This window comes from Pseudomonas sp. 1928-m (assembly GCF_029269135.1).
Lineage (GTDB): Bacteria > Pseudomonadota > Gammaproteobacteria > Pseudomonadales > Pseudomonadaceae > Aquipseudomonas.
In genome coordinates, this window is the sequence record NZ_JARIXO010000007.1 from 35,222 (window position 1) to 56,915 (window position 21,694).

Annotated in this window: 21 protein-coding genes and 4 tRNA genes; 2 read left to right on the forward strand and 23 right to left on the reverse strand. The window is 60.7% G+C overall.

The genetic code is table 11. The annotated features are described in order from the left end of the window. Positions 1-42: 42 nt before the first annotated feature. From phnK to phnC, 9 genes are all read right to left on the reverse strand, one after another. Positions 43-852 carry a phosphonate C-P lyase system protein PhnK gene (phnK, locus tag P3C18_RS18380; protein WP_275963257.1) on the reverse strand — a complete coding sequence of 270 codons (810 nt, stop codon included), beginning with the start codon at positions 850-852 and terminating at the stop codon, positions 43-45. After that, the gene (locus tag P3C18_RS18385) at positions 849-1,727 is read right to left on the reverse strand and encodes an alpha-D-ribose 1-methylphosphonate 5-phosphate C-P-lyase PhnJ (protein ID WP_275963258.1); all 879 of its coding nucleotides are present in this window, start codon (positions 1,725-1,727) and stop codon (positions 849-851) included. The genes phnK and P3C18_RS18385 overlap by 4 nt, the downstream gene beginning before the upstream one ends. Then, positions 1,724-2,815: a carbon-phosphorus lyase complex subunit PhnI gene (locus P3C18_RS18390; protein WP_275963259.1), complete on the reverse strand. Its 1,092-nt coding sequence runs from the start codon at positions 2,813-2,815 to the stop codon at positions 1,724-1,726. Before P3C18_RS18390 ends, P3C18_RS18385 begins: the two co-directional genes overlap by 4 nt. Next, positions 2,815-3,426 (reverse strand): phosphonate C-P lyase system protein PhnH, encoded by a 612-nt coding sequence (phnH, locus tag P3C18_RS18395; protein ID WP_275963260.1) that lies wholly within the window; start codon positions 3,424-3,426, stop codon positions 2,815-2,817. Before phnH ends, P3C18_RS18390 begins: the two co-directional genes overlap by 1 nt. Then, on the reverse strand, positions 3,426-3,902 hold the full coding sequence (phnG, locus tag P3C18_RS18400; RefSeq protein WP_275963261.1) for a phosphonate C-P lyase system protein PhnG: 477 nt from the start codon (positions 3,900-3,902) through the stop codon (positions 3,426-3,428). The genes phnH and phnG overlap by 1 nt, the downstream gene beginning before the upstream one ends. A gap of 13 nt (positions 3,903-3,915) precedes the next feature. Then, positions 3,916-4,620 (reverse strand): phosphonate metabolism transcriptional regulator PhnF, encoded by a 705-nt coding sequence (gene phnF, locus P3C18_RS18405; protein WP_275963262.1) that lies wholly within the window; start codon positions 4,618-4,620, stop codon positions 3,916-3,918. A gap of 36 nt (positions 4,621-4,656) precedes the next feature. Continuing rightward, a complete protein-coding gene (phnE, locus tag P3C18_RS18410) occupies positions 4,657-5,451 on the reverse strand; it encodes a phosphonate ABC transporter, permease protein PhnE (protein ID WP_269381934.1) in 795 nt (264 codons plus the stop codon). Positions 5,452-5,517: 66 nt separating this feature from the next. Next, entirely contained in the window at positions 5,518-6,522 is a 1,005-nt protein-coding gene (gene phnD / locus P3C18_RS18415) for a phosphonate ABC transporter substrate-binding protein (protein WP_275963263.1), read from the reverse strand. Between the two features lie 56 nt (positions 6,523-6,578). After that, entirely contained in the window at positions 6,579-7,415 is an 837-nt protein-coding gene (gene phnC, locus P3C18_RS18420; protein WP_275963264.1) for a phosphonate ABC transporter ATP-binding protein, read from the reverse strand. A 391-nt stretch (positions 7,416-7,806) separates the two neighbouring features. Between phnC and P3C18_RS18425 the strand changes: the two genes are divergently transcribed. Next, on the forward strand, positions 7,807-8,124 hold the full coding sequence (locus tag P3C18_RS18425) for an Arc family DNA-binding protein (RefSeq protein ID WP_090382962.1): 318 nt from the start codon (positions 7,807-7,809) through the stop codon (positions 8,122-8,124). Between the two features lie 101 nt (positions 8,125-8,225). Here the strand turns inward: P3C18_RS18425 and P3C18_RS18430 are convergent, their stop codons facing one another. The 4 genes from P3C18_RS18430 to mgtE form a co-directional block, all read right to left on the reverse strand. Then, complete coding sequence (locus tag P3C18_RS18430) at positions 8,226-9,362, reverse strand: sodium ion-translocating decarboxylase subunit beta (RefSeq protein ID WP_275963265.1); 1,137 nt, start codon at positions 9,360-9,362, stop codon at positions 8,226-8,228. A gap of 12 nt (positions 9,363-9,374) precedes the next feature. Beyond that, positions 9,375-11,150 (reverse strand): sodium-extruding oxaloacetate decarboxylase subunit alpha, encoded by a 1,776-nt coding sequence (gene oadA / locus P3C18_RS18435; RefSeq protein WP_275963266.1) that lies wholly within the window; start codon positions 11,148-11,150, stop codon positions 9,375-9,377. Between the two features lie 25 nt (positions 11,151-11,175). After that, a complete protein-coding gene (locus tag P3C18_RS18440) occupies positions 11,176-11,427 on the reverse strand; it encodes an OadG family transporter subunit (protein WP_275963267.1) in 252 nt (83 codons plus the stop codon). 173 nt (positions 11,428-11,600) lie between these two features. Continuing rightward, the gene (mgtE, locus tag P3C18_RS18445; protein ID WP_275963268.1) at positions 11,601-13,043 is read right to left on the reverse strand and encodes a magnesium transporter; all 1,443 of its coding nucleotides are present in this window, start codon (positions 13,041-13,043) and stop codon (positions 11,601-11,603) included. Between the two features lie 322 nt (positions 13,044-13,365). On the opposite strand from mgtE, the gene P3C18_RS18450 reads away from it, so the two are divergent. Further along, complete coding sequence (locus P3C18_RS18450; protein WP_275963269.1) at positions 13,366-13,863, forward strand: DUF4124 domain-containing protein; 498 nt, start codon at positions 13,366-13,368, stop codon at positions 13,861-13,863. Between the two features lie 47 nt (positions 13,864-13,910). Here the strand turns inward: P3C18_RS18450 and P3C18_RS18455 are convergent. The 10 genes from P3C18_RS18455 to P3C18_RS18500 form a co-directional block, all read right to left on the reverse strand. Beyond that, positions 13,911-13,987 (reverse strand) — tRNA-Arg (locus P3C18_RS18455). A 72-nt stretch (positions 13,988-14,059) separates the two neighbouring features. Next, positions 14,060-14,136 (reverse strand) — tRNA-Arg (locus tag P3C18_RS18460). Positions 14,137-14,208: 72 nt separating this feature from the next. Further along, a tRNA-Arg gene (locus tag P3C18_RS18465) sits at positions 14,209-14,285 on the reverse strand. Positions 14,286-14,337: 52 nt separating this feature from the next. After that, positions 14,338-14,428 (reverse strand) — tRNA-Ser (locus tag P3C18_RS18470). Between the two features lie 62 nt (positions 14,429-14,490). Then, on the reverse strand, positions 14,491-14,676 hold the full coding sequence (gene csrA, locus P3C18_RS18475) for a carbon storage regulator CsrA (RefSeq protein WP_025165378.1): 186 nt from the start codon (positions 14,674-14,676) through the stop codon (positions 14,491-14,493). Positions 14,677-14,864: 188 nt separating this feature from the next. Further along, a complete protein-coding gene (locus P3C18_RS18480) occupies positions 14,865-16,103 on the reverse strand; it encodes an aspartate kinase (protein WP_275963270.1) in 1,239 nt (412 codons plus the stop codon). Between the two features lie 114 nt (positions 16,104-16,217). Beyond that, positions 16,218-18,842, reverse strand: a complete 2,625-nt coding sequence (gene alaS, locus P3C18_RS18485; RefSeq protein ID WP_275963271.1) for an alanine--tRNA ligase — start codon at positions 18,840-18,842, stop codon at positions 16,218-16,220. 122 nt (positions 18,843-18,964) lie between these two features. Beyond that, the gene (ltaE, locus tag P3C18_RS18490; RefSeq protein WP_275963272.1) at positions 18,965-19,969 is read right to left on the reverse strand and encodes a low-specificity L-threonine aldolase; all 1,005 of its coding nucleotides are present in this window, start codon (positions 19,967-19,969) and stop codon (positions 18,965-18,967) included. Between the two features lie 239 nt (positions 19,970-20,208). Next, entirely contained in the window at positions 20,209-21,219 is a 1,011-nt protein-coding gene (gene astE / locus P3C18_RS18495) for a succinylglutamate desuccinylase (RefSeq protein ID WP_275963273.1), read from the reverse strand. 156 nt (positions 21,220-21,375) lie between these two features. Next, a complete protein-coding gene (locus P3C18_RS18500; RefSeq protein ID WP_275963274.1) occupies positions 21,376-21,663 on the reverse strand; it encodes a topoisomerase II in 288 nt (95 codons plus the stop codon). Between the last annotated feature and the right edge of the window lie 31 nt (positions 21,664-21,694).

Here is a 21,694-nt window from a genome sequence, read left to right on the forward strand (position 1 = left end):
ATATTGACCGGCAGCCCGCATGCAATCCGGGCTGCACACACGTCAGGGCTGCAGGACAGACGACACCAGCAACTGCGAATAGGGATGCTGCGGGTCATCGAGAATCTGGTCGGTGAGACCGGACTCGACCACATGGGAGCGGCGCATCACCATCAGCCGGTCTGCCAGCAAGCGCGCCACCGCCAGGTCGTGGGTGACGATCACCACCGCCAGGTCCAGTTCGCGCACCAGGCCGCGCAACAGGTCGAGCAGGCGCGCCTGCACCGATACATCAAGGCCGCCGGTGGGTTCGTCCATAAAGATCAGCCGTGGGCTGGAGACCAGATTGCGAGCGATCTGCAAACGCTGCTGCATGCCGCCGGAGAAGGTGCGCGGCAGGTCGTCGATGCGCAGCGGGTCGATCTCCACCTGTTTCAGCCAGTCGATGCCGGCCGCGCGCAGCTCGCCGTAATGGCGCACGCCCTGGGCCATCAGTCGCTCGCCGATATTGGCCCCGGCCGACACGCCCATACGCAGGCCATCACGCGGGTTCTGCTCGACAAAGCCCCACTCGGTGCGCAGCAGCGTGCGCCGCTGCGCTTCACTGGCGCTGTATAGATCGACCCAGTTGCCGGCCGTATCGCGATAACTGACTGAACCGCGATCCGACGGGCAGCGCCCGGAGAGCAGGCTAAGCAGGGTCGACTTGCCCGAACCGGACTCGCCGACGATGCCCAGCACCTCGCCCGGATACAGATCGAACGACACGCCCTGGCAGCCCTTCTCCAGGCCGTACAGGCGGGTCAGGTCACGCACGCTAAACAGCGGCTGCGCCGTGTCGGTGTGCAGGTGCATTTTCTCGGCAGCACTCATTGCTCGCCCTCCTCTTCAAGGTCACGGCGTTGCATGCAGTAGTCGGTGTCGGAGCAGACAAAGCGCTTGCTGCCGGCGTCGTCGACGATCAGCTCATCCAGGTAGGAATCCTGGCTGCCGCAGAAGGCGCAGCACTCGTCCCAGCGCTGGATCTCGAACGGGTGATCTTCGAAGTCCAGACTCACCACCTGGGTGTAGGGCGGCACGGCATACAGGCGCTTCTCGCGGCCGGCACCAAACAACATCAGCGCCGGACTCATATGCAGCTTGGGGTTGTCGAATTTAGGGATGGGCGAGGGGTCCATCACGTAGCGCTCATCAACCGTCACCGGGTAGGCGTAGCTGGTGGCGATATGGCCGAAGGTGGCGATGTCCTCGTACAGCTTGACGTGCATCACGCCGTAATCCTCCAGCGCATGCATGGTGCGGGTCTCGGTTTCCGAGGGTTCGATAAAGCGCAGCGGCTCGGGGATCGGCACCTGGTAAACCATGATCTGATCGCCACTGAGCGGCGTTTCCGGAATGCGGTGGCGGGTCTGAATCACCGTCGCCTCGGGCGTGCGCGTGGTGGTTTTGACCCTGGCGGTGCGGGCGAAGAAACGGCGGATCGACACTGCGTTGGTGGTGTCATCCGCGCCTTGGTCGATCACCTTGAGCACATCATCTGCGCCAAGAATCGCGGCGGTCAGCTGCATACCACCAGTGCCCCAGCCATAGGGCAGCGGCATCTCGCGGCCACCGAACGGCACCTGGTAACCGGGAATCGCCACGGCCTTGAGCAGGCCACGGCGGATCATGCGTTTGGTCTGTTCGTCGAGGTAGGCAAAGTTATAGCCAACCTCAGTTGCATACTGCGTTTGGGCCTGGGCATTCATGCGCGTTGCTCCTCGGCGGCGGGCTGCTCGCAGGCCTGCTTACGCAGTTTGCGGATCAGTTCCAGCTCGGATTGGAAGTCGACGTAGTGCGGCAATTTCAGGTGCGAGACGAAGCCCGCGGCCTCGACGTTGTCGCAGTGCATCAGCACGAATTCTTCCTGCTGCGCCGGGCCTTCCACTTCCTCGGCGTATTCCGCCGCGCGCAGCGAGCGGTCAACCAGAGCCATGCCCATGGCCTTGCGCTCGGCATAGCCAAAGGCCAGGCCGTAGCCACGGGTAAACTGCGCCTGCTCGGCGCTCTCACCGACGAACTGGTTGACCATCTCGCACTCGGTGACTTCGATATCGCCCAGCGGCACGGCAAAGCCGAGTTCTTCCGGCTCCAGCCAGACCTCGACCTCGCCGATGCGAATCTCCCCGGCAAAGGGGTGATTGCGCCCATAGCCGCGCTGGGTGGAATAGCCCAGAGCCAGCAGAAAACCTTCGTCGCCCCGAGCCAACGCTTGCAGGCGCTGAGCACGACTAGCGGGAAAATCCAGCGGCTCGCGGGTGATATCCGCCACCGCTGCGCCGTCATCCGCCTCGCGGGCCATCAGGCCTTCGTCGGCGAGAAAATCCAGCACCCGTGGGCACGGCGACAGTTCAGCCTGCGGGTCGATCTTCGGCCCTGGCTGCTCGCCTTCGGCCAGCAGAGCGAAATCCAGCAGACGGTGGCTGTAATCGAAGGTCGGGCCGAGCAACTGGCCGCCGGGCAGGTCTTTGAAGGTTGCCGAGATGCGCCGGGTCAGCTGCATCTGCGTGGTCTCCAGTGCAGCGCTGGCACCGAAACGCGGCAGCGTGGTGCGGTAGGCGCGCAGCAGGAAGATCGCCTCCATCAAGTCACCGGCCGCCTGTTTGATCGCCAGGGCGGCCAGCTGCGGGTCATACAGCGAGCCTTCGCTCATCACCCGAGCGACCGCCAGGGGCATCTGCTCACGGACTTGCTCGACGCTGAGTTCGGGAATGGCAGTATCGCCACGGCGTTTCTTCGCCAGTAGCAAGTGAGCATTGTCGATGGCGCGCTCGCCACCTTTGACGGCGACGTACATCAGGCAGCCTCCTCGGCATTGATCAGCACGCGGGTGCTGCGCGGCAGGCCGATCACCTGCTCGCCGGCGGCGAAGAAGGCATCCAGACCTCGGGGAAAGGCGCTGCGCGCCTGGCGCTGCTGCCAGAACACCGCCGGCAGCGGCAGCTCGACGCTGCGCACGTCCTTGATGCCAGGGCCGCGCCAGCGCAATGCCGGCCCGGCGCTCAACGCATCGAGCTGAATCAGCAAGGTGCAGGACTGGTCCGGATAGCGCTCACTGCCATTGTCGAAGGCCGACAGGTCGGCCAGCTCGCGCTCATCAAGCAGGGCAAACAGCGCCAGCTCACGCTCGGCGACAATCGGGCAGCCGCAGTGGAACGACAGGTTGGCGCGGATTGCCGGGGTATCGAAACGCGGCGCCAGCCACAGCGGCGTGTCGCCATCGAGAAACGCCAGGCACAGGGCGTAGGTCGCCGGATGCAGGTTTTCCAGGGCCAGGGCGCGGTTCAGCGGTTGCGCCAGGCCTGGCTCGGCCAGGGCCTTGAGGGCGCTGCGGAAGCTGGTCTGGGCGTCCAGCACCGGATCATTGAAGGCCGGTTGCAGCCATTGCGAGCTATTCGCCGCGTTCATCAGTCTTCTCCTCTGACCAGGGTGAAGAATTCCACCTGGGTGGTTGCGGTTTCTGCGGCCTTGGCCGCCTGTTGGGCTTGTTGCGCTGCCGCCAGGGGTTCGATCAGCCGGCTCAACCAGTGCGGCTGTTCGGCACCCTGCAAATGCGCGTCGGCCAGGGCCGCCAGTTCGGCATGTTGCTTGTCGCGGCCGCTCACGTAGCTGTAGCCCGTGCGGCCATCAGCCAGGCGCACCACGCAGCGGGTCACGCTCATCTCGCCGAGGTTGAACGGGCTGCCGGTGCCGCCCATGCGCCCGCGTACCAGGGTCATGCCGATTTCCGGGGCGCGAATCAGGCGGTACTCGGCTTCCTTCAACGCCGACTCATAAGCCGCCAATTGACCGCCGGCGCGGGCGAGTACGCCCATCCAGCGCTGGCGGGTGGCGATCTGCGGGTCGCTGTGCAGCAGGTTGCTTTGCGGTCGTGCGCGGTTCATCAACAAGCCTCCATCAAAGGGCGAGCTGGTACTGGAAGCGGTCGGCGCGGCTGGTCGATAACGACAGCTCCACCGGCCGTCCGGCCAGATCGCGGGAAAGGGTTTGCACGCTAAGCAGCGGCGCGTGCCGGGGCATCAACAGGCGCGCGGCCTCATCACGGCTGGGCAGGCGCGCGCCGATCAGGCTGAAGGTGCGAGTCAACGGCAGGCCGCGCTGACTGAGGTACTGGCGCAGCGAGCCGCCCTGGTAGTCGGCGAGCAGCTCGGCGTATTCGGTGCTGAAGGCATGCCGAATCAGGCTGACCGGCTGGCCTTCAATCAGGCGCAAAGTGCTCAGCTCCAGCAGTTGCGCACCACTGGCCAGCTGCAGGTATTCGCGCTCCTCACATGCGGCCGGGCGCAGGCGGCTTTCCAGCAATTGCGCCTCAACCTTGTGGCCAAGCGCCGAGAGCGAGGCGCTGTAGGCACTGCCGGCCTGCATCGGGTAGATCAACGGTTTGGCCAACACCCGCGTGCCCTTGCCCTGCTGGCGCAGCAGGCGGCCTTCGAGTACCAGCTCATCCACCGCGCGGCGCAGGGTGTGGCGGTTGACCGCAAAGCGCGCGGCCAGCTGCACCTCGGCCGGCAGGTAATCACCGGGGCTCATGCGCTGCAGCTCATCGCGCAGCACGGCGGCCAGTTCGCGGTACAGCGGCTCGGGTTGTCTAGACAAGTGCATGGCTAAAAAAGGGCATCCGCAGATGCCCGCTCTCCGTCAGATAAATTGTTTACGCAGGCGCTGCGAAATGATGTCCAGCAGGCTGACCACCAGGATGATCACGATCAGCAAGGCGCAGGTCTGGGCGAACTGGAAGCCGCGAATCGCTTCCCAGAGAATCACCCCGATGCCGCCGGCGCCGACCATGCCGACCACGGTGGCCGAGCGCACGTTGGACTCGAAGCGGTACAGCGAGTAGGAAATCCACAGCGGCAGAACCTGCGGAATCACCCCGTAGATGACTTCCTGCAGCGCGCTGGCGCCGGTGGCGCGTACGCCTTCAACCGGGCCGGGATCGATGGCCTCGACCGCCTCGGCAAAGAGTTTGGCGAGCACCCCGGTGGTGCCGATAAACAACGCCAGCACCCCGGCAAAGGGACCCAGGCCAACCGCCACCACAAAGAGCATGGCGAAGACCATTTCATTGATCGAACGGCAGGCGTCCATCACTCGGCGAATCGGCTGGTAAACCCACCACGGCACGATGTTTTCCGAGCAGAGAATGCCCAACGGGATAGCCAGAACAATCGCCAGCACCGTGCCCCACAGGGCGATCTGCACGGTGACGATCATCTCCTTGAGGTACAGCTCCCAGTTGCTGAAATCGGGCGGAAAGAAGTCCGCGGCAAAGGTCGCCATGTTGCTGGAGTCGCGGATCAGCGCCAGCGGATTCATCTCCGCGCCCTGCCAGGACCAGGCCAACACAACGAAGAACAGCCCCCAGCCGATCAGCTGCAGCCAGGAACGCTTGGCAATCAGGTCGGGCGTGGGTGCGGTGGTCAAAGTGGTCATAACAACATCTCGAATCAAGCGGCAGAAGAAAACGACCCGCCGTGGGCGGCGGGTCGAGAACTGCGATTAACCAGCGCTGGCAGGGCTCTGCTTGGCAATTTCAGCCATGCGTTTTTCCAGCTTGGCCAGCTCGGCATCCAGCTCCTTGAGCTGAGCCTGCTTGTCGGCGGCATTCAACTTGTCGTTGTTGGCCACTTCGGTGCGCTTCTTGAACAGTTCCAGCTGGCGGATCGGCAGCAGCTGATCGTCATCGGAAGCCTTGAACTTGGCCCACTGCAGACCTTCCAGCACTTTCTGCTCGGCTGGCTGGTCGCCGTAGGTCATAAAGAATTCGCGCAGCTTGTTCTTGGTGGCGTCGTCCAGGTTCTTGCGCCATACCATCGGGTCGGATGGGATCAGCGGCGAGGTCCAGATCACTTTCAGCTGGGCGGCCTTGTCCGGCGCAGTCACTTCCAGACGCTCCATGCCTTCGCTGTTGAAGGTGCCGACATCGACCTGCTTGTTGGCCACCGACAGGGCGTTGACTTCATGGCTGCCGTTAAGCGCGCGCTTGAAGATCTTGTTGGCGTCGGCATTGTTCTGCGCAAACACGTAGTAGCCCGGCACCAGATAGCCCGAGGTGGAGTTCGGATCGCCGTTGGCGAAGGTCAGGGTCTTGGCGTTTTTCAGCATGTCTTCGATCGAATTGATCGGGCTGTCCTTGTGCGCCACCATCAGGCTGTAATAGCCCTGGGTGCCGTTGGCGGCGACGGTCTGGGCGAAGATCTGCCCACCGGCGCGGTCCACAGCTTCCATCGCGGCCTTGTTGCCGTACCAGGCCATGTCGACCTTGTCGAAACGCATGCCCTGGATAATCCCGGCATAGTCAGGGGCGAAGAAGGCTTTGATCTTCAGGCCGGTCTGCTGGCTCATATCCGCCAGGAAGGGGTCCCACATACTTTTCAGGTTCTGCGAGGACTCGGTGGAGATGATGCCGAAATTGACTTCCTGCTCAGCGGCCTGGGCAGCGCCCAGAACCGAGCCGGCCAGCAGCGTGGACGCGGCGAGAACGCGACTGATACGTTTGAACATGCAAAGCACTCCTAGTGCAGATGGACATACAGGGGTTGGCATAACAGGGAAGCAGCTCAGGCCTTGGCCAGAGCCAGCGGGACTTTCGGCTTGCGCGCACGGCGCGGTTTCTCATCGGCTTGCGGCTCGACTAGCAGCTCGGCGCCGTAAAGATCGTTAAGGAAGTTGGGGTGCAGCTCGGCGGCCGCGCCGTCGTAATGAATACGCCCCGCTTTCAACGCTACGGCGCGCTGGCAATAGCGCATGGCGTAGTCGACTTGATGCAGGGTGACCACCACGGTGGTGCCGTCTTCGCGGTTGATGTCGGCAAGAATCTGCATGACCTTGCGCGCGGATTCGGGGTCGAGCGAGGCAATCGGCTCGTCGGCCAGGATTACCTTGGCGCGCTGACACAGGGCACGGGCAATCGCCACGCGCTGCTGCTGGCCGCCAGACAGGGTCGAGGCGCGCTGCTGCGCCAGATCGGCCAGACCCACACGGGCCAAAGCCTGTAGCGCACGCTGCTTTTCTTCGGCATTGAACAGGCCGAGGGTGCCTCGCCAGCGCGGCATGCGCCCCAGGCAACCGAGCAGCACGTTCTGCAGCACGCTAAGGCGGCCGACTAGATTGAACTGCTGAAAGATGTAGCCGATGTCGGCGCGCAGACGACGCACTTCGCCATTTAGGCGGCCTGCGGCCTGCACTTCACGGCCCAGCACTTGAATGCTGCCACCGCCGCCGCGATCGCAGCAGGCCAGGCCGGCAACATGACGCAGCAAGGTCGACTTGCCGGAACCCGAGGCTCCGATCAGCGCCACCATTTCACCGGGTTCGACGGACAGCGCCAGATCAAACAGCGCCTGCTTGCGGCCGAACGTTTTGTTCAGGCTCTCAACCCGGATCACTGCGCTCATGGAATGCCTCCTTTTATTAGCGGTTACACCGCGGCTAACAGCCGCCTTCTGGTGTAGACCAAGGTAGGCAAATCCTGTGTCAGGCCGATTAATGGGCCGTGACACTTACGTGACCATTGCTTGAAGTTTTTTCTACGCGCGGGCGAATTTCCTTGCTTTTTGCACAGCACGGCGCATTTCTGATGACTGGTGCTGGCATAACGCCTTTATCCAACGCAAAATGCGACACGCGATTGGCGTCAATTTATCGACCTCGCGACTGTATAGTCACATGCGATCAAGCGGCTTTCTGGCTGAACGGTTAGTGCTAAAGGTGGTCAAACCGGTGACAATCCTATAGCCCATTGCCAGTATCGCTTTCCTGAACTAACCGGTTTAATGTACGCGCCCTATGAAACCAGCACTCTATTCCAGCCGCACCGCTGACAAATTCGTAGTTCGTCTGCCCGATGGCATGCGCGAACGTATTGCGGATGTCGCACGCAACCATCACCGCAGCATGAACTCGGAGATCATTGCTCGCCTTGAGCAAAGCATGCTCCAGGAAAGCGCTCTGGGTGATGACCTTAATATGCGCCTGGACAGCCCAGACCTGTCCTTGCACGAGCGTGAGCTGCTGCAACGCTTTCGCCAGCTGTCGCGCCGTCAGCAAAATGCCCTGGTGGCATTGATTGCTCACGACGCCGAGATGGCCGCAGAAGAAGCCTGATTGCGCTGCACCCTGAAAAAACCGGCCGAGGCCGGTTTTTTTGCTGCCCGTTTTGCAGGCAATAAAAACCGCCCTTAGGCGGTTTTTATTGGCCGTGTTAATCAGCCGACAAAGCTGAGCAGTACACCCGCCGCCACTGCCGAGCCGATCACCCCGGCCACGTTAGGGCCCATGGCGTGCATCAGCAGGAAGTTCTGCGGGTTGGCTTCCAGGCCGACCTTGTTCGATACCCGCGCCGCCATCGGCACCGCAGACACCCCGGCCGAACCAATCAGCGGGTTGATCTTGTTCTTGCTGAACAGGTTCATCAGCTTGGCCATCAACACCCCGGCAGCCGTACCGGCACAGAACGCCACCATACCCAAGCTGAGAATGCCCAGGGTTTTCAGCTGCAGGAAGGAGTCGGCCGAGAGCTTCGAGCCCACGGTCAGACCGAGGAAGATGGTGACGATATTGATCAGCGCATTACGCGAGGTATCAGCCAGACGCTCGACCACACCGGCCTCGCGCAGCAGATTACCCAGGGCAAACATACCAATCAGCGGCGCCGCATCAGGTAGCAGCATGCCGATCAGCAGGCACAGCACAATCGGGAAGATAATCTTCTCGGCCTGACCCACAGGGCGCAGTTGCTGCATAACGATGGCGCGCTCTTCCTTGGTGGTCAGTGCGCGCATAATCGGCGGCTGAATCAGCGGCACTAGCGCCATATAGGCATAGGCCGCCACGGCAATCGGACCGAGCAGATGCGGAGCCAGCTTGGAGGTCACGAAAATCGAGGTTGGGCCGTCGGCACCGCCAATGATGGCGATGGAAGCAGCCTCCTTGAGGGTGAACTCAAGCCCCGGAATACCCAAGGCAGTCAGCGCCAGCGCGCCCATCAGGGTGCCGAAAATCCCGAACTGCGCCGCAGCCCCGAGCAGCAAGGTCTTGGGGTTAGCCAGCATCGGCCCGAAGTCGGTCATGGCCCCCACGCCAAGGAAGATCAACAGCGGGAAGATACTGGTGGGCAGGCCCACCTCGTAGATCATATGCAGGAAGCCCGCACCCTCGGCCATGTTGGCCACCGGGATATTTGCCAGCAGACCACCAAAACCAATAGGCAACAGCAGCAAGGGCTCGAAACCCTTCTTGATCGCCAGATAGATCAGCAGGATGCACACCGCGATCATAAACAGCTGACCGACCTCGACGTGGTACAGGCCAGTGCTGTGCCAAAGCTTGAGGAGCTTTTCCATTACCGCGCTCCCTTAACCGATGGTCAGCAGGCTGTCGCCCACCGCCACCGCATCACCGACCTTGACGTTGACCGCACCGACGGTGCCAGCCTTGAACGCACGGATCTCGGTTTCCATCTTCATGGCTTCGAGGATGATCACCAGCTGCCCTTCTTCAACGGCCTGACCTGGCTGCACCAGCACCTTGAAGATATTGCCGGCCAGCGGGGCATTCTGCGGCTCGCCAGCGCCAACCGGCGCAGCTACCACTGCTGCAGCGGAAGTCGCGCCGCCGACAGCCTTGAGCCCTGCGATATCACCACCTTCATTGACCTGCACCACATAAGACTTGCCGTTCACCTCAACGGTGTAGACCTCAGGTTTGCCGGCTTCACGAGCAAGGGTTTCCTTACCAGTCGGCATCGGTTCGAAGGCTGCCGGATTGCCGCGGTTTTCCAGAAACTTCAGTCCGATCTGCGGGAACAGGGCATAGGTCAGCACGTCGTCGATTTCATCAGCAGCAAGCTTGATGCCCTTCTCTTTGGCAATGCCCTTGAGTTCAGCAGTCAGCTTGTCCATCTCGGCTTCAAGCAGATCAGCCGGACGGCAGGTAACCGCTTCAGCACCATCGAGCACCCGCGCCTGCAGTTCTTTATTGAAAGGCGCCGGCGCTGCGCCGTATTCACCTTTCAAGATGCCGGCGGTTTCCTTGGTGATCGATTTGTAACGCTCACCGGTCAGCACGTTGATCACCGCCTGGGTGCCAACGATCTGCGAAGTTGGGGTCACCAGCGGGATAAAGCCGAGGTCTTCGCGTACGCGCGGGATCTCAGCCAGCACTTCATCAAACTTGTCCTGGGCGCCCTGCTCTTTCAGCTGGCCTTCCATATTGGTCAACATGCCGCCTGGCACCTGGGCAACCAGAATCCGCGAATCGACACCCTTGAGGTTGCCCTCGAACTTGGCGTATTTCTTCCGCACTTCACGGAAATAGGCAGCGATTTCTTCCAGCAGCAACAGATCCAGGCCGGTATCGCGCTCAGTACCCTGGAACATCGCCACTACGGACTCGGTCGGCGAATGGCCATAGGTCATCGACAACGAGGAAATGGCGGTGTCGACATTGTCGATGCCAGCTTCCACGGCCTTAAGAATGGCCACAGACGACAGCCCAGCAGTGGCGTGACACTGCATATGAATCGGGATCGACAGGGTTGCCTTCAGGCGCGTCACCAGCTCGAACGCGGTGTAGGGCGTCAGAATACCGGCCATGTCCTTGATGGCCACCGAGTCGGCGCCCATGTCTTCGATCTGCTTGGCCAGATCAACCCACATTTCCAGGGTATGCACCGGGCTGGTGGTATAGGAGATGGTGCCCTGAGCATGCTTGCCCAGCTGCTTGACCGCTTTGAGAGCAGTCTGCAAATTGCGCGGATCGTTCATCGCATCGAATACGCGGAACACATCAACGCCATTGAAGGCAGCGCGCTCGACGAATTTTTCCACCACGTCATCGGCGTAATGGCGGTAGCCCAGCAGATTCTGCCCGCGCAGCAGCATTTGCTGTCGGGTGTTGGGCATGGCCTTTTTCAGCTCGCGAATGCGGTGCCATGGATCTTCACCCAGGTAACGGATGCACGCATCGAAGGTCGCGCCGCCCCAGGACTCTACGGACCAGAAGCCGACCTGATCGAGCTTGGGTGCGATTGGCAACATGTCTTCCAGGCGCACGCGGGTGGCCAGGATCGACTGGTGGGCGTCACGCAGCACCACATCAGTAATTCCGAGTGCTTTCTTTACGGCAGTCATACAGATGCTCCCTGTCGAACCTGGCTCACCCGCGGCGGGCGCGGTGCTGGTGAATAGCGGATTGGATAGCGGCTAGCACATCAGCGCTCGGCTCGTCGGAGGCCGGCTTGACTGCTGATGGCACAGATACGGGAATTGGCGCTTTCACGGTAAAACGCTCGATAACCCACGACATCACGCGGATCATCAGCACCAATAGAATCAGGAAGAGAAATACGGTGCCCAGGCCGAACAGCATGAGCTCGACACCCTCGAGGAGGAGTTCACTAGGGGTCATCTTGGCTCCATTACCAGCTACGTGTGAGCTGCGTTAATTATTAGATAGGAGCGCCCGGGAACTGATCCCGGGCAAAGCTGGCGAACCTTAGCGTGAAACGAGCGTTTGAAGCAAACCCAGAGCAGCCTAATGAGACATTTTCTGTAGAGAAAGCGTCATACCCCAGCAGGCCGCTAGAGCAGGAACAGGCTGGCCAAGCCCAGGAAGATAAAGAAGCCACCGCTATCGGTTACCGCAGTGATCATCACACTCGCGCCCAAAGCCGGATCACGCCCCATACGCACCAGCGTCATCGGGATCAACACCCCCATCAACGCCGCCAACAGTAGGTTCAGGATCATCGCAGCAGTCATCACCACGCCCAGCGACCAGCTGTCATAGAGCAGGTAGGCCACCACGCCAATCACCCCACCCCAGACGATGCCATTGACCAGGCCAACGCCCAGTTCCTTGCGAATCAGCCGCGAGGTATTACCGGTACTGACCTGATCCAGCGCCATGGCGCGTACGATCATGGTGATGGTTTGGTTACCCGAGTTACCACCGATGCCCGCAACAATCGGCATCAGCGCTGCCAGAGCCACCAGCTTCTCGATGGAATCCTCGAATAGGCCGATCACCCGTGACGCCATAAAGGCCGTTACCAGGTTGATCGCCAGCCAGGCCCAGCGGTTGCGCAGGGATTTCCACACCGAGGCGAAGATGTCTTCTTCCTCGCGCAGACCGGCCATATTGAGGACTTCGCTTTCGCTCTCCTCACGGATCAGGTCGACCATTTCATCGATGGTCAAACGGCCGATCAGCTTGCCGTTCTTGTCCACCACCGGCGTAGAAATCAGGTCGTAACGCTCGAACGCCTGCGCGGCGTCGTAGCCGTCCTCATCCGGATGGAAACTTACCGGGTCGGTGGCCATAACCTCGCTGACCAGCTTCTCCGGATCATTGACCAGCAAACGCTTGACCGGCAGCACACCCTTGAGCACGCCGTCGTAGTCGACCACAAACAGCTTGTCGGTGTGCCCCGGCAGCTCCTTGAGGCGGCGCAGATAACGCAAAACCACTTCCAGGCTGACGTCTTCGCGGATGGTGACCATCTCGAAGTCCATCAGCGCGCCGACCTGATCTTCCTCGTAGGACAACGCCGAGCGCACGCGCTCACGCTGCTGCGCATCGAGGGTTTCCATCAGCTCATGCACAACATCGCGCGGCAGCTCGGAGGCCAGGTCGGCCAGTTCGTCGGCGTCCATGTCCCTGGCGGCGGCGAGAATTTCGTGGTCGTCCATGTCCGCGAGCAGGGTTTCACGCACCGCGTCGGACACTTCGAGGAGGATATCGCCGTCGCGCTCGACTTTGACCAGCTGCCAGACAGTCAGACGGTCATCAAGCGGCAAGGCTTCGAGAATGTGGGCAACGTCGGCGGAGTGCAGCTCATCGAGCTTGCGTTGCAATTCGGCGAGGTTCTGCCGATGCACCAGGTTTTCCACCCGGCCGTGGTGCTGGCCTTCCTGACGGTGAGTCAGGTCTTCGACCAATTTGTGCCGATGCAGCAGCTCGACCACCTGGGCCAGGCGATGCTGCAGGCTTTCCTGCGGTTTTTTTGCTTCTACTTCAGTCATGGCGCGCTCCACCCCCAGCGGCAGCGCACGCCACGGAGGGTCAATCAGTCAACACGTGATTGCACAATCGAGATTCAGAGTAACTACTGGGTAAGTCCATGGTGGTTTTCCACAAGCCCCGGCGGGGCTGACGCGGCGAATGATACCACCGCCCAGGCGCTTTGCATGTGACAAAAACAATCCTAGAACAAGCGCTTGCACGACAAACTTAAGCGCGCCTGCACATCTGTAACTGCGACGTGCCAGACATTGGCAAAGGCACGCCTGGCGCAGACAAAGGCATGAACTACCCTTGCACATGGACCGTCACGGAGGACGCACCATGCATGGACTGCGCTGCGCAGCTTTCTGCGCCATTCTGCTTTGCCCGCTGCCCACACTCAGCTCAACGGTATTTCGCTGCGAAGACGCCAAAGGCCACGTCACCTTCACCCGCCAAGGCTGCCCCGACGCGCACAACCAGAGCTTGCAGCAGGCCTACAACCCCACACCCGGCAGCGGTAAACCGGTGCCACTGGCCAAACCGCGCAAGGCGAGCCGCGAGAACAAGAAGAAAGATGAGTATGAGCTGACAGTGATCGGCGTGAAGCAGGACGGTTGCGGCAACCACCTGAGCAGCAGCGAACGACGCGCCGCCATCATCAAGCAGCAGATACGCCTGGGCATGAGCCGCAGCGATGTCGAGAGCAGCCTCGGCAAGCCTGACAAGGTCACCGAACAGAACGGCCAGACGCGCTACGTTTACCAGGGCAAGAAAGGCAACAAGCGCAATGTGAGTTTTGATGAAGCCGGCTGCGTCAAAGGCAAGACCAAACGCTGAATTTGACCAATAAAAAAGGGCCTGCATCGCTGCAGGCCCTTCTTGTTTGGTGCACTCAGGAGGATTCGAACCTCCGACCGCTCGGTTCGTAGCCGAGTACTCTATCCAGCTGAGCTATGAGTGCAAATGGCGCTTTTTAACCAGATCACCGCTGGTTGAAACAAAATGGCCTGCATCGCTGCAAGCCATTCCGATTTGGTGCACTCAGGAGGATTCGAACCTCCGACCGCTCGGTTCGTAGCCGAGTACTCTATCCAGCTGAGCTATGAGTGCAAGTGGCGCTTTTTAACCAGATCACCGCTGGCTGAAACAAAATGGCCTGCATCGCTGCAAGCCATTCCGATTTGGTGCACTCAGGAGGATTCGAACCTCCGACCGCTCGGTTCGTAGCCGAGTACTCTATCCAGCTGAGCTATGAGTGCATGTAACGCTTGCACTGTAGACTTCTAAATCAACGCCTACAGCACTAAATAATGGCGGAGAAGGGGGGATTCGAACCCCCGACACCCTTTTGAGATGTACTCCCTTAGCAGGGGAGCGCCTTCGGCCACTCGGCCACCTCTCCGCAACACGGGGCGCATGATAACCATGTTTTCCCCGTTTGCAAAGCCAAAATTTCGATAAAAATTAGTGGCTTGGTTCTTCGCCTTTCTCTTTCTGGATGCGCTGGTAAATTTCTTCGCGGTGCACGGCAACCTCTTTCGGCGCGTTAACGCCAATGCGCACCTGATTACCTTTAACGCCCAACACGGTGACAGTGACTTCGTCACCCACCATCAGGGTCTCTCCGACCCGGCGAGTCAGAATCAGCATTCCTTTCTCCTTACGGATTTCAGTTCAGGACAACAACAGTCTGCAAAAAAGAAAATGGTGGCAGCCCCGAACATCTCAAGCAGAGCCTTCACCCAAGTATTGACTAGTGTGAGCAGAAAGAAAGTTCCTGCTCATGCCAACCAAAAAGACAAAAGGCGCGGGATAAACCGCGCCTTTCGGATAATGCCTCAGTCGCCCTGACGGGCCGGGGCATCCAGTTCAAAAGCAGTGTGCAGGGCGCGCACCGCCAACTCCAGATATTTCTCCTCGATTACCACGGAGACTTTGATCTCCGAGGTCGAGATCATCTGGATATTGATGTTTTCCTTGGCCAGCGCCTCGAACATGCGGCTGGCAACACCGGCGTGAGAACGCATGCCAACGCCAACGATGGACACCTTGGCAATCTTGGTGTCGCCGATCACTTCGCGCGCACCCAGCTCGCGGGCGGTGTTTTCCAGCACCTGCTGCGCCGCGGTGTAGTCATTGCGGTGCACGGTGAAGGTGAAATCGGTGGTGTTATCGTGCGCAACGTTCTGCACGATCATGTCCACTTCGATGTTCGCAGCACTGATCGGGCCGAGAATTTTGAACGCCACGCCCGGGATGTCCGGTACGCCACGGATGGTCAGCTTGGCTTCGTCGCGGTTGAAAGCGATGCCGGAGATGATCGGCTGTTCCATGGATTCCTCTTCATCAAGGGTAATGAGGGTGCCCGGCCCCTCTTGGAAGCTGTGCAGCACGCGCAGCGGGACGTTGTACTTGCCGGCGAACTCCACCGAGCGAATCTGCAGCACCTTGGAACCGAGGCTGGCCATTTCCAGCATCTCTTCGAAGGTGATCTTTTCCAAACGTTGGGCCTGCGGCACCACACGTGGGTCGGTGGTGTAGACACCATCAACGTCGGTGTAGATCTGGCACTCATCGGCCTTCAGCGCAGCAGCCAGCGCCACACCGGTGGTGTCGGAACCGCCACGACCGAGGGTGGTGATATTGCCGTGCTCGTCAACACCCTGGAAACCCGCGACCACCACCACACGACCGGCCTTGAGGTCGGCACGCAGCTTCTGGTCATCGATCTGCAGGATGCGCGCTTTGTTGTGCGCGCTGTCCGTCAGGATGCGCACCTGGTTGCCGGTATAGGACACCGCTGGCACGCCCAGCTTGATCAGCGCCATAGCCAACAGGGCAATCGTCACCTGCTCACCGGTGGAAACCATCACGTCGAGTTCACGCGGTACCGGCTGACCATCACTGACCTGTTTGGCCAGATCGATCAGGCGATTGGTTTCACCGCTCATGGCGGAAACCACAACCACAATGTCATCGCCGTTTTCGCGGAATTTCTTCACCTTCGCGGCCACCTGCTGAATACGCTCAACAGTGCCGACGGAGGTGCCGCCAAATTTCTGTACGATCAAAGCCATTTCAAAGCCGCCTCAGCCCGTGAAGGGCGCCCATTAAACAGATAACTCAATACCCTGCCAAGGCCCGCCGGGCGTATACCGGGCCTTGGGCTGTACATCCGGGGAATCAGGCGTTTACAGCCCCTGCTCAGCGAAGGCAACAGCCAACGCCAGCGCACCATCAAGAGCCGCCGCATCGACGCCGCCGCCCTGGGCCATATCCGGGCGACCACCGCCCTTACCGCCGACAGCCGCAGCCGCCTGCTTCATCAGCTCGCCGGCTTTCAGCTTGGCAGTCAGATCCTGGGTTACACCGGCCACCAGCACAACCTTGTCGTCCTGCACGCCGCCGAGCAGGATGACTGCACTGCCCAACTTGTTCTTCAGCTGATCGACCATCGCCAGCAGCGCCTTGCCGTCCAGGCCGTCGAGACGCGCAGTCAGCACCTTGATGCCTTTGACGTCGACAGCCGAACCGGCCAGGTCATTGCCCGCCGCGCTAGCGGCCTTGGCCTTGAGCTGCTCCAGCTCTTTTTCCAGCTGACGGTTGCGCTCCAGCACACCGGCGAGCTTGTCCAGGAGGTTGTCGCGACTGCCTTTGACCAGCGCCGCAGCTTCTTTCAGCTGCTCTTCCGCGCCATTCAGGTAAGCGAAGGCTGCGGCGCCGGTGACCGCTTCAATTCGACGCACACCAGCCGCCACACCGCTTTCGCTGGTGATCTTAAACAGGCCGATATCGCCAGTGCGCTTGACGTGAGTGCCGCCGCACAGCTCAACGGAGAAGTCACCACCCATGCTCAATACACGCACCTGATCGCCGTACTTCTCACCGAACAGCGCCATGGCTCCCTTGGCCTTGGCGGTTTCGATGTCGGTTTCCAGGGTTTCCACTTCGCTGTTGCCGCGTACTTCACGGTTAACGATGGTTTCCAGCTCTTTCAGTTGCGCTGGAGTGATCGCCTCAAAGTGGCTGAAGTCAAAACGCAGACGCTGACTGTCGACCAGCGAGCCCTTCTGGGTCACGTGCTCACCCAGCACCTGACGCAGCGCAGCATGCAGCAAGTGGGTCGCTGAGTGATTGAGCGCAGTGGCCTGACGCACGCTGGCGTCCACTTCGGCCTTGACCGAGGTGCCGACGCTCAAGCCGCCTTTGGCCGCGACGCCGTGGTGCAAGAACGCGCCACCAGCCTTGGTGGTATCACGCACATCGAAACGCACACCTGCGCCCTCAAGGAAGCCACAGTCACCGACCTGGCCACCGGATTCGGCATAGAACGGCGTCTGATCGAGAACGACAACGCCCTCCTCGCCTTCGCCCAGACTGTCGACTGCCTGACCAGCTTTGAACAGCGCAATGATCTTGCCGCTGCCGCTGGTGCCCTGGTAACCGAGGAACGCAGTGTCACTGTCGACCTTGACCAGGCTGTTGTAATCCATGCCGAACGCGCTGGCGGAACGAGCGCGCTCGCGCTGCGCCTGCATCTCGCGCTCGAAGCCTTCTTCGTCCAGAGTCAGCTCGCGCTCACGGGCGATGTCGCCGGTGAGGTCCATCGGGAAGCCGAAGGTGTCGTATAGCTTGAAGATCACATCGCCCGGAATGACGGTGCCTTTCAGCTCGGCCAGATCCTGCTCGAGAATCTTCAGGCCCTGTTCCAGGGTCTTGGCGAACTGCTCTTCTTCGGTTTTCAGCACGCGCTCGATATGCGCCTGCTGTTGTTTCAGCTCAGGGAAGGCATCGCCCATCTCGGCCACAAGCGCGGCAACGATCTGGTAGAAGAAGCTGCCCTTGGCACCCAGCTTGTTCCCGTGACGGCAGGCGCGGCGGATGATGCGGCGCAGCACGTAGCCACGACCTTCGTTAGACGGTGTCACGCCGTCGGCAATCAGGAAGCCGCACGAACGGATATGGTCAGCCACCACTTTCAGCGAAGCCTGAGCTTCGTTGGTGCAGCCGATGGCCTTGGCCGCAGCGTTGAGCAGGCTCTGGAACAAGTCGATCTCGTAGTTCGAATTGACGTGCTGCAGCACCGYACTAACGCGCTCCAGGCCCATGCCGGTGTCCACGCTCGGCGCCGGCAGCGGGTGCAATACGCCGTCAGCGGTGCGGTTGAACTGCATAAAGACGTTGTTCCAGATTTCGATGTAGCGGTCGCCATCTTCCTCTGGCGAACCGGGTGGGCCACCCCAGATGTGCTCGCCATGGTCGAAGAAAATCTCGGTGCACGGGCCGCACGGGCCGGTATCGCCCATGGTCCAGAAGTTGTCGGACGCGTACGGCGCGCCTTTGTTGTCGCCGATACGGATCATGCGTTCGACAGGAACGCCGACTTCCTTGGTCCAGATGTCGTAGGCCTCGTCATCGGTGGCGTAGACGGTGACCCAGAGCTTTTCCTTGGGCAGCTTCAGCCAGTTTTCGCCGGTGAGGAACTCCCAGGCGAAGTGAATGGCGTCGCGCTTGAAATAGTCGCCAAAGCTGAAGTTGCCGAGCATTTCGAAGAAGGTGTGGTGACGTGCGGTGTAACCGACGTTTTCCAGGTCGTTGTGCTTGCCGCCGGCACGCACGCACTTCTGGCTGGTGGCGGCGCGGGTGTAGGCGCGCTTTTCCAGGCCGAGGAAGCAATCCTTGAACTGGTTCATCCCCGCGTTGGTGAACAGCAGGGTCGGGTCATTGCCCGGAATCAGGGAGCTGGAGGCGACACGGGTGTGTCCCTTCTGTTCGAAGAAGCTGAGGAAGGCTTCACGGATTTCTGCGCTTTTCATAGGAATCTTCCAAAAACCAGCGGCCACGACAAAGCCGGCAAAGGGCCGCATTATATCGGGCCTGCGCTAGGGGGCTAGTGCCTTTATTGATAGATAACAGCTATTAACTGCTCACTATTCGCTCAATGCGAACGGAATTCTGCAAAAGCTGCGACCACCTGATCGATATCCGCAGTGGAGATATCCAGGTGAGTGACCATGCGCAGCCGTGGCGCGGCGGTGAGCTTGATCCCGCGCTCGGCGCAGAAGGCCTTCAGCGCACTAGCCTGCTCGCCAACCTGGGCGTAGACCATATTGGTCTGCACCGACTCCACCGGATAGCCCAGCTCACGCAGGCCTGCGGCCAAGCGCTCGGCGTTGGCGTGGTCCTCGGCCAGGCGCGCTACCTGATGTTGCAAGGCATACAAGCCGGCCGCAGCGAGCATGCCGGCCTGGCGCATACCGCCGCCGACCATTTTGCGCAAACGCCGCGCCCTGCCGATCAGCTCGACCGAGCCACACAACACCGAGCCAATCGGTGCGCCGAGGCCCTTGGACAGGCACACCGACACCGAATCGAAGTATTGAGTAATTTCCCGTGCTGGCACGCCCAGCTTGACCGCCGCGTTATACAACCGCGCGCCGTCCAGATGCAGGGCCAGGCCGCGTCGCGTGGTCAGCTCACGCGCGGCCTGCAGATAGGCCTGCGGCAGCACCTTGCCCTGCATGGTGTTTTCCAACGCGAGCAAGCGGGTGCGGGCGAAGTGGAAGTCATCCTGTTTAATAGCAGCTTCGACCTTGGCCAGGTCCAGCGAGCCATCGGCTTCGCCCTCAATCGGCTGCGGCTGGATCGAGCCAAGTACCGCCGCGCCGCCGCCTTCGTATTTATAGGTGTGCGCCTGCTGGCCGACGATATATTCGTCGCCGCGCGCGCAATGGGCCATCAACCCGAGCAAGTTGCTCATGGTGCCAGTGGGCACAAACAGCGCAGCTTCGAAACCCAACTCGGCTGCCAGAAATTGCTCCAGACGGTTCACCGTAGGGTCTTCGCCATACACATCATCGCCCAGTTCGGCGGCTTGCATGGCCTCGCGCATACCAGGAGTCGGCTGGGTGACGGTGTCGCTGCGCAGGTCGATAACGGGCATGGCGGGCAGTCCTTAGATGGGGCTAAAGCCCGATGCTAAAGCGCGCCCCTCAGGCAAACAAGGTACAGATCAGGCGATTAGCAGCAGGACAGATTGCGGCTCAAAATCGCTATAGGATCTCGCGAGCTAGAGCAATGAAAGGCGAAAACAGGCGAGGAAGCGGAGTGTACTGCTGTACATGAGCATTCCGAGCCTGCTTTCAACGCAGCAGGGCCGACGCGCAGCAGATCGTAACTGGCTCAGGCTAATTGCACGTCTTCGGCGGGAACTATCAGGATGCCGGCGCGCAGGCCGTTCTTGACCTTGGGATTGGGGAAGATGATCCGTGCGCCTGGCTCATCCACCACCCAACGGGTGTCGGCCAGATCCTCGGCCAACAAGTAGCCAAGCGGCAATTCACTGAAGTTCTCGATATCGGCCGGCAAGTGCAGCTTGAAGGCGTCGCTGTGCTTGATCACCTCGCGCGCTACGGCAAACAGCTTGAGCTCGCCCAGATCATCCGTAGCACCCTCTGGCTCGCGGCCTTCGATCAGCGCCTGCAGATGCAGTTCGAGCAGGTCGAGGTTGACCAGCTCGTTCTGCCCGAACGGCCGCGCCTTGCCCAGCTCCAGGGTGAAGGCTTCCGCCCCCAGCTGGGTATAGGTGTAAGCGCTAAAGGTGATCGAGCTTTTGTTGTGCAGCAGCACCGCTTCAATTCCGGCAGCGCTGAGACGCGCCAGTTCACGTTGGCTGCGCGGGCGGCCTTCCTGAAACGGATAAAGGGCGAACTGCTCGATCTTCGATGCACGAATCGCGGTATGCAGGTCGTAATGCAGGCGGGTGCGTTCTGGCTTGTTGAAGAAGGTTGCTGCCAGATGTTCCAGGTCACAGGCACGCAACGCTTCGGCACCGGTGTGCTGATCGTGGCGACCGTTGAACAGGCGGTTGATGTCCTGCTCGATATAACGCTCGCCGCTGCGCATGGCGGCGGGGTTACCGAACAGAAAGAGAATGCGCGCGCGGGGCTTCAACTGGTTGCGGGCAATTCCCTGCAACAGGCGGTCGAGCAACTCGATGGGCGCGGTTTCGTTGCCATGGATGCCGGCAGACAGCAGCAGGTCCAGGCCATTGTCGCTGGCCACCGGCGGCGTTATTTCCAACGCGCCTTCGGCCAGCCAACGCAGACGCGTACCCTCGGGGGTCAGCTGAATCTTCGCTGCCGGTTCGTGGCCGGCCAGGGTCAGTTCAAGCAGTTTGCCGAGGGCAAGCATGGGCGTTTCCTCAGAAGAGCGTTTTTACGATCTCGCGAGCTAGAGCCATGCAAGGCAAAAGCAGGCGAGGACGCGGAGTTTACGAGCTGTAAATGAGCATTCCGAGCCTGCTTTTAACGCAGCAGGGCCGACGCGCAGCAGATCGTAAACGGGTTCTTAGTGGTTGCAGTCAGGACCGTGCACATGATCGTCATCTTCGTCCGCCAGATCGGCCGCTTCCATCTCCAGCTCCAGGCTGACCAGGTTGGTGGCCAGTGGGCGCAGCAGCAAGTTGGCGTACTCAGCAGCGCCCTCCTCCACGTCTACACCGATCATCAGCTGGTTGTTGCCAACCTGCTGGAACCAGATTTCCTGGCCCTGCCAGATCACGGCAAAACGTGTGCAGGAGGTTTCCAGCTGGGTGCCGTCAGTGTCTTCGAGGATCAGTTGCAGGGCGTCGCTCATAAAATCTCCACAGTATTGGACGTAGGGTGGA